At 57.9% G+C, this 7266-nt stretch carries 12 protein-coding genes; 5 read left to right on the top strand and 7 right to left on the bottom strand.

Annotated elements, in window-relative coordinates:
• The 3 genes from EOC93_RS31660 to EOC93_RS31650 all read right to left on the bottom strand — a co-directional run.
• The coding region (locus tag EOC93_RS31660; RefSeq protein WP_164759361.1) for a ferritin-like domain-containing protein at positions 1–395 on the bottom strand (395 nt) is incomplete at its 3' end.
• A gap of 560 nt (positions 396–955) precedes the next feature.
• Positions 956–1282 carry a hypothetical protein gene (locus EOC93_RS31655; protein WP_127206584.1) on the bottom strand — a complete coding sequence of 109 codons (327 nt, stop codon included), beginning with the start codon at positions 1280–1282 and terminating at the stop codon, positions 956–958.
• Between the two features lie 15 nt (positions 1283–1297).
• Entirely contained in the window at positions 1298–2272 is a 975-nt protein-coding gene (locus EOC93_RS31650) for an ATP-dependent DNA ligase (protein WP_348627618.1), read from the bottom strand.
• A 230-nt stretch (positions 2273–2502) separates the two neighbouring features.
• Between EOC93_RS31650 and EOC93_RS31645 the strand changes: the two genes are divergently transcribed.
• On the top strand, positions 2503–2670 hold the full coding sequence (locus EOC93_RS31645) for a DUF3606 domain-containing protein (RefSeq protein ID WP_095486899.1): 168 nt from the start codon (positions 2503–2505) through the stop codon (positions 2668–2670).
• Between the two features lie 92 nt (positions 2671–2762).
• Here EOC93_RS31645 and EOC93_RS34300 read toward each other — a convergent pair whose 3' ends face one another.
• The gene (locus EOC93_RS34300) at positions 2763–2939 is read right to left on the bottom strand and encodes a hypothetical protein (protein WP_158302633.1); all 177 of its coding nucleotides are present in this window, start codon (positions 2937–2939) and stop codon (positions 2763–2765) included.
• Positions 2940–3016: 77 nt separating this feature from the next.
• Between EOC93_RS34300 and EOC93_RS31635 the strand changes: the two genes are divergently transcribed.
• Positions 3017–3775: a Crp/Fnr family transcriptional regulator gene (locus tag EOC93_RS31635; protein WP_164759360.1), complete on the top strand. Its 759-nt coding sequence runs from the start codon at positions 3017–3019 to the stop codon at positions 3773–3775.
• Positions 3775–4077: a hypothetical protein gene (locus EOC93_RS31630; RefSeq protein ID WP_206532294.1), complete on the top strand. Its 303-nt coding sequence runs from the start codon at positions 3775–3777 to the stop codon at positions 4075–4077. The genes EOC93_RS31635 and EOC93_RS31630 overlap by 1 nt, the downstream gene beginning before the upstream one ends.
• Before the next feature lie 246 nt (positions 4078–4323).
• Here EOC93_RS31630 and EOC93_RS31625 read toward each other — a convergent pair whose 3' ends face one another.
• Positions 4324–4539, bottom strand: coding sequence for a hypothetical protein (locus EOC93_RS31625; protein WP_023803428.1), 216 nt, complete (start codon positions 4537–4539; stop codon positions 4324–4326).
• Between the two features lie 546 nt (positions 4540–5085).
• Between EOC93_RS31625 and EOC93_RS31620 the strand changes: the two genes are divergently transcribed.
• Positions 5086–5271, top strand: coding sequence for a hypothetical protein (locus tag EOC93_RS31620; RefSeq protein WP_095486901.1), 186 nt, complete (start codon positions 5086–5088; stop codon positions 5269–5271).
• Between the two features lie 752 nt (positions 5272–6023).
• On the opposite strand, the gene EOC93_RS31615 is transcribed toward EOC93_RS31620, so the two are convergent.
• Complete coding sequence (locus EOC93_RS31615) at positions 6024–6242, bottom strand: KTSC domain-containing protein (protein WP_095486903.1); 219 nt, start codon at positions 6240–6242, stop codon at positions 6024–6026.
• 252 nt (positions 6243–6494) lie between these two features.
• The gene (locus tag EOC93_RS35175) at positions 6495–6749 is read right to left on the bottom strand and encodes a hypothetical protein (protein WP_245329964.1); all 255 of its coding nucleotides are present in this window, start codon (positions 6747–6749) and stop codon (positions 6495–6497) included.
• Here EOC93_RS35175 and EOC93_RS31610 point away from each other — a divergent pair.
• On the top strand, positions 6684–7184 hold the full coding sequence (locus tag EOC93_RS31610) for a DNA-3-methyladenine glycosylase (RefSeq protein WP_245329963.1): 501 nt from the start codon (positions 6684–6686) through the stop codon (positions 7182–7184). The genes EOC93_RS35175 and EOC93_RS31610 overlap by 66 nt on opposite strands.
• Positions 7185–7266 lie beyond the last annotated feature (82 nt).

The raw sequence follows: 7266 nt of genomic DNA, 5'->3' as shown, positions 1-7266 counted from the left end.
TTGCACGCGCTTTGGGTTTCGGAATCGCCGACCTCGCCGGCTGCGGCAATGAGCATTTTATAGCTGGCGATTTCCATATGCTCGAACGTGTAGCTGGCCAGCGATCCTTTCATCACCTCGTCGCCTGCAAAAATGCCGCTGATGTTCTGCCCGATTGCGATTAGCTTACCGCCGGCATCCTTCAGCGTCGAAGATCCGTCGCCAATCCGGTCGAGGCATTGTTCGAGACGTTTCGCCTGTTGCCTCGTTTCTTCGAGATGCGTGTTCATCCGGTCGCGAATCTCGGGATAGTTTTCCAGACGCTCGATTTGGCCGCTCAAAATGGTCTCAGCCTGTTCTTCCATGGCGTGAGCGTCGCGAAGCCACTGCACCAGACGTTCCTTGGGCTCTGTCATGTCTGTCTCCGTTGGTCAGCATAGTTTTACTGCCGTCGCAACGCCGCCACAGAGCGATCGTTCCAAAGCTTTGTCCCCAGCCGGGAACAAACACTCAACGACCGGCGTTCTTGCGCGAGGCCGGACTGTCAGTGTGCTCGGTCTGGCTGAACGCCCGCTCTATTTGCAATGCAGCGGGCTCGAAGGCTAGCAAATGCCGCGGCCGCGTTTCAATCGCACCTGCCTCAGCCCTCAGGATCTGGCTGTTTGTGAACGCGTCTTTGATCAGGTTTGCGCAGATGAGCAGATCGATCCTTTTAGCCGGGATGCGGAAGTCTTGGCTGTGACGATTGTCGCGGTTTTTCGAAACATTAGTACCGATGAGGGCAAATTGCTGGAAGCCGTCAGGTCTCGTCGACGCTCAAGGAGCGCAGATTAGCGCACTAACTTGCTTGCCAACATGTGATTGGATTAGGTCCAGGCGCAGCTTGCGATCGTGCGCACCTGTCTAGGCGACCCGGTCGGCCCGCGCTCGGAGGAGGAGCGCGGGCGCTAGAAGCCGCTAATTGTGGAATATCCAATCAGCAATCTTCGGTGGTCTTCTTCATTTGCCCGGGGGCGGCGGTCTTGGCGTCCGTGTCCTGCTGACCAGGTGCGGCATCCTGCGCGCTGCCGGTCTGCTGGCCAGGCGCGCAATCCTTGGCCGAGTTCGGGTTCGTGCCGCTGGTGGTGGTGGTGTCAGTTCCCTGATCGGTTGTAGTGGTTGTGGAATTGGTTCCCTGATCGGTGCTGGGCGTGGTCGTAGTCGTGGTCGTGGAGGTTCCGCCCGAAGTACCGCTCGTCGTCTGGGCAAAGGAAAGCCCGGCGGAAAGCGCCAACACGGCCGAGGCTAAAAGGATTCGTTTCATATTCTTTCTCCTGTCTTAAGCGCACGACGCGCTCACAAACCAACATGCGGACAGAGGGAATGTTCCACACTGATGGAGTCTCTGGTCAGCCCTGCAGCTTTCCCATGTAAGGCCGTGCCAAACGACGCTACTCCTCGTCACCAAAACCCAGCAGCGACGCATGGCATCGCCGCGCAGATGCTTGATGCGCAGCTTGACGCCAGGCCCGACCCACTGCGTAGCAGACCGTTTCTTCATGGCCTCGGGCGGCGGTCCGGCGTGTTCCTGCACCCGCTTCCACAGCCGTTCCTTCACGTCGCGGCCCAAGGTGATGAACGCCGATCCGACATATTTCCCGGTGCCGGGTTCCGCCAGAAGCGCGAACGCCGCCTTGCCCGGCTCGCGCTCGACTCCCATTAGTTCGAACTCGTCAACCGTCCAGCTCTTTATCTTCAGCCAGTTCGTCGTCGGGCCGCTGCGATATTTGCTGTCGGCGCGCTTCGAGACGATCCCCTCGAGGCCGGCCTGGTCGGCGAGATAGAAGATCGCCTCCGCGTCGCCGGGCATGGCCTCGCTGAACTGGATCCGGCTGTTTGGCTTGATGATGCCGTAGAGGATTTCGCGGCGCGCCTTGCAGCCGATGTCACGCAGATCGTGACCGTTGAGGTGCAGGATGTCGGAGGCGCCGAGATACATTGAATAGGGATCGCTGTGGAGGGCTTTCTGCAGCGCGGCGAAATCCGGCAGCCCAGCCTCATTGGTGACGACCGCTTCACCGTCGATGATCGCGTTCCCGACCTCGAGCTCCCGCGCGGCTTCGACGAGCCCTGCATATTTGTTCGTCCAGTCCGCACCGGTTTTGGTGAAGACGCAGATATCCTCGGGGCTGTTGATGACGATCTGGGAGCGGTAGCCGTCGAGCTTGATCTCGTGAATCCAGTCCTCGCCACCGGGCGGCTTGGCGACAAGCTTGGGTTCCATCGGCGGAATGAACTCGAGCCGATCGACCATGCAAACTCCAACGCAACAGACCCCACTCAATAAAATTTGAACGTTTCGGTTCCTGTGCACGGCGAAGCCAGCCCCATGAGGGGATTCGGTCCGATTCTCCACCGGACCTAAGTCTTATCTGTTCGCAAAACAGGCAAAGACGTATCGCCGCTCGGAACCGCGGCTGCAGGCAGTCGTTGCTAGGGTCCTTTCAACGTGCCGTTTGCTTGAACCCGGGTAGGAATACGGAAATGGAAGACAACCAGAATCGTTTGTCGATCGACGAGTACTACGAGATAGAACATTTCGCGCGAGAGAATGGAATCTCGCCGAGCCAGGTGAGCAAGCTGATCAAAAAGAACGGCAATGATCGGTCAGCCCTGACAAAAGCCGCGAGGGCGCTGCGGGAGGGTAAGTGAGATATCGGACCAACAACGAAGGTACGGGCTACACGGGCAAGGATCACGACCGGCCAATCAAGCCCGAGGCGGAGCATTTCGAGCATTGCCCCTTATGCGGACAGAAGTTCGACATGCGCGATCTCGGCCAGGTGCTTCACCATGCGGAGCCGGAGCACCAGCCGCTTCCGGTAAACCAATAGACCGGCCTGTTCGTTGCTGAAACCCAGCAGCGATGCGTGGCGTATGTGGCTGTGATCGCCGCGGAGATGCTTGATGCGCAGCTTCATCCCGGGCGTGTCCACCTCTTATCCGCATCAGCAGCGTGGAACATCTGCGGCGAATGCAAGTTCGGCAGGTAACGCCCATGGAGGTAACTAAGTCCTTGTGTCCAGCTTTCTCCTCGGACGTGCTCATCCGCAAGCTGCGTCGCGTCGCTGACATCAGCGATGATGACGCCGCGGCCTTAGGAGGCCTCACGATTCAGGAGAAGGATGTTCCGGCTAACAGGGATGTCCTCTTAGAAGGCGATCGACCAACCAACTCCTTTATCGTCTTGGACGGCGTGGTATGTTCATACAAGCACACTGGTGCGGGAAAGCGGCAGATCACCAGCTTCTTTGTCGCAGGCGATCTCCCGGATCTGCACGGCATACATCTGGCAGTCATAGATTGCAGCTTCTCGAGCATGACGCCGGGCAGATTGGGCTTAATCCGCCACAGCGCTCTTCGCTCGATTTGCGAACAACGCCCGCGTGTTGCAACCTCGTTCTGGCGATCGACCCTGATTGACGCTGCGATCTACCGTGAATGGGTCACCAACGTAGGCAGACGGGACGCCTACGCTCGCACGGCCCACATGCTATGCGAACTCATTGTGCGGTTGCGGTTTGCAGGACGCATTGAGGACCACGTCGCGGATCTACCGATCACCCAGGCAGCACTGGGTGATGCGGTGGGTTTGTCCCCGGTTCACGTGAACCGCACGCTTCAGGCGCTGCGAGGTGACGGGCTGATCGCCACGTCAGGTACAAAGTTGCGTGCTCTCGATTGGCCGGGTTTGGTTCAGGCAGGGGAATTCGATCCGACTTACCTGCACCTGAACGACCCCGACGTGGCATTCTGATGACGGAAGCCGATATGCCAAGATATTTCTTTGATAGCGGCGATCGCCAGCATCTCGTGGAAGACAACACGGGTCTGGAGTGCGAGGGGATTGAGGCAGCGCGCAATGCAGCCGTCGAAGGATTGACCGAGCTGGCAAAGGACGAACTGAAAGGTCCCGATGGGCAGCAACTCATCATGGATATCAGGGACGAGAGTGGCAGAAAGGTTCTGAGGCTTAGCCTGTCCCTGGTGATCGAACCGCTTGAGGTAAATGCCGTCTCGCCGACACCCGCCAAAGATGAACCTCAACATCGCGGTTGAACCATGCGGAGCCGGAGTACCAGCCGCTGGTAATTGTGCAGTGAACGAAGACCGGGCTTTTAGCCGACCTCGCGGATCAAGGCGATGCGGGCCTTACCGAGCGATACGAACAGGCGCTCTAGAAGCCCTTCGTCCACTTCGGAAGCCAGGCGATCCTGTCCTGGATCGACACAAGCGTTTCATACCGAGCGACAAGGCTCGTCATGACGTCCTGATGGTGGGAAGTCATGTGCTTTTCTTTCCGCGCTACAATCGGGCATATAGTCGAAGGCGTTCGTAAAGAACTGCCTCGTCAAATTCGCCATCTGAGAAAAGTTCCATTGCGATCACGCTCAGGCGCTCCGCCTGCTCGCTACCAACGGGAATACCTTCCTCAACGCGAACACGATCAAAGACCTGCTTCAACAAAGTCAGGTCACTAGGAAAGGCAATGCCACTCTTTGCAGTCTTAAGGCTGACCATATGCCTTTCCTCCCATTGGGGCGGAAGCGCGGTGGTCGCTCACAGCCATCGATGCCCGTGATGTGTATCGCCGATGAGAACACATTACGCCGATGGGCTATTTTCAAGACTCTCCGCGCCAGACGCTTTCTGCCCGTCGGTTCCATGCTGCCCGCGAAACGACAACAATCAACCGTTGAAAGACAGGCAGTGCGACGGCGAGGCATGGGGGAACCAGAACAACCGTAGGAGCGTGACCCAAAAGCCTGGATCTGCAAAAGCGGCCATTTCGCTGAGCAGTTGCTTCATGCCGGCGAAACGCATGCGCCTGGTGTTCCGTGCGAGCGATAAAGCCCGCGCCCCACGAGGAAGGGACGCGGGCCGATCGGTGCATCGGGCCGATCTGCAGCCGTTCATTGGGAGGGAACAATTGCTGCACTTTCCGAACTTTCATCTCAAGCATGTGTTCCAGAGAAAGCGAAAAATGCCTGGAAGGTTTAGCCATTGATCGCAACAAAACCCTCCCGCCGGCGTTCCGGTTCAATCCAAGGGCTGAAAAGGTTCACCATGGGCGAGGAAGAAAAGTCCGACCGCGACCGAATGACGGATTTTCAGGCGCAGTTCCTCGCCAAGGAAGCTGGAATAACGGAAGCTCAGGCGCGCGAGCTGATCGAGTTGATCGGCACCGATCGGGCATCACTACTTCGGGAAGCTCGGCTACTGAAAAGCCGGCTGAAGCCGCCGGACGCTTAGGGGCATCCACATGCTATCCGCATGGGACAATTTTGAAATAGAAGCGGCTCGATTGAATGAGAGTCGCGCGCGAGCAGATATCGATGATCTTCGCCAGACGATAAACGATACCCGCCGCCTAATACTGGCATCCCGTAAGCTGTTGGATCGCATTGCCGCAGACGATACGCTGAGCAACTAATCAACCGCCTAAAATCCCGCACCATCAAACCGTACAGCTATTCCACGCTCGACCTTTGCACATCGGCCGTCGATTCGATTGAACCACGCGGCCTGCGGAGAGGACCGCGGCTGATTGGAGGGCGCCAGGTGCAGCGTGCCTACTACGACTTCTTGGTCTTCCAATTCCTCTTCGGTTTCGGTGCCGATGCAGCAGGAAGAGCAGTCTCGGCTTTAAGTCGTTGCTCCCGCAGCCGAGCGGTCTTTGCATCTCGTGCGATGCGCTCAATGTCTGTTAATGCCCGTGCAGCATCCGACGTGCGCTCCTGTCTGTCGTGTTTTTCTTTATGGGTAAATGTTTGCCTTTCACGCATTGCCTGTCCTCGATCTGACGGTACGGCGCTTTGTTGGCGACCCGAACGATTGTCGGCAGATCGTGTTCCCCCAAGACAACAAAAAAGCCCGCCGCACCCTTCGGCACGGCGGGCGATCAGTCGTTTGCACAGGGTGGGCGGGGATCGTAAGAAAATCCTACGCGCGCCGGCTGCGCTGCGTCCACCAACCGGCAGTTGGAATGTATCAACAGCTTGCCGTCATCCCGCATCCTTGCCGGCCGCAACCTGACGGTACCGGAAGTGATTCCGGATGTGCTCGTTGAAATAGCGGCCTTTCGCAAAGGCGGCTTTGAACGCGGCGAAGGTCTCCGGCGGCACTTCCTCAAATTCGTATCGTTTGCCGCTGGCGACGAACCACACCGAGAGGATTCTGCTGTCGGGATCGTAGGCCATTTTTCTTATCGAGGTCGATGGAATGATATGGCTCGATCAAAAGTCTTCAACGATCGCAGAGCCTGTCACGTTCCTTCGTGGTATTGCTCCCGAGCAGCGCACGAGGATTTTCTCCGGCCACCTAACGCATCGCGGCATCGCAAGCGCGGCAACGGGCACGGTCTTCCGGGTCTCTCTTTTCTACGCCGGCAACGAACTTCAACCTTCCAATCACTTCGACCGCTTGGGCTAGGCGCTGTTGAATAGCCAATCGACCCTCATTATAGGCGATCAGAGCTATCGGAGTTCAGCAGGAAGCGCCGCGATGCTGATGATCGCGAGTTTGGCCTTGGTGGATTGGCCTTTTGCAGCCGGAGCGGGAATGTTCTTGTTCGCCCCATGTTTCGGCGCGGTCGAGATCTGGTGCAGGCGTTGATCACGAACCGCCAGTTCTTTGCCCGGGACGCCTGCGTTGTCGCTCGCGATATGATTGGCGCCACGCTTCTTGTGCACGGCGTGGGCGGGATCGTCGTCGAAACGGAAGCCTATCACGCCAATGACCCAGCCTCACACAGTTTTTGTGGTCGGACTTCGCGAAACTCCGCAATGTTCGGCGCCCCAGGGAGCGCATACGTCTATCGGTCCTATGGTCTGCATTGGTGCCTGAATGCCGTCTGTCTTCCCGGTAGTGCTGTCCTTGTGCGCGCGATCGAACCGCAATCAAAGCTCGACCTGATGCGGGCCAATCGCGGCGTTGATGACCTTCGACTTCTTTGTTCGGGACCCGGTCGCCTTTGCCAGGCGCTTGCTGTCGATGCATCTTATGACGGGCTGCCATTGGACGAGCTTCCGTTCCAGTTCAAGCTGCCGTCAGGAGCAAGAACCAGCTCCATCTTAACGGGACACCGGGTCGGCATCTCCAAGGCTGTCGATCTCGAGTGGCGCTTCGGACTGGCAGGCTCGTCGTACTTGAGCCGCAAGTTTTGAGTTGCGTCTGCACGAGTAATTGCCTGGGGTGAGTTCGGGTAATTAGCCATGTGCAGGGTCTGCGATTTCGCCCAGCTTTAAC

This window comes from Mesorhizobium sp. M6A.T.Ce.TU.002.03.1.1 (assembly GCF_003997275.1).
Classification (GTDB): Bacteria; Pseudomonadota; Alphaproteobacteria; order Rhizobiales; family Rhizobiaceae; genus Mesorhizobium; species Mesorhizobium mediterraneum.
The sequence above is the reverse complement of the archived record's forward strand: the minus strand, read 5'-3'. Positions and strand labels throughout refer to the sequence as shown.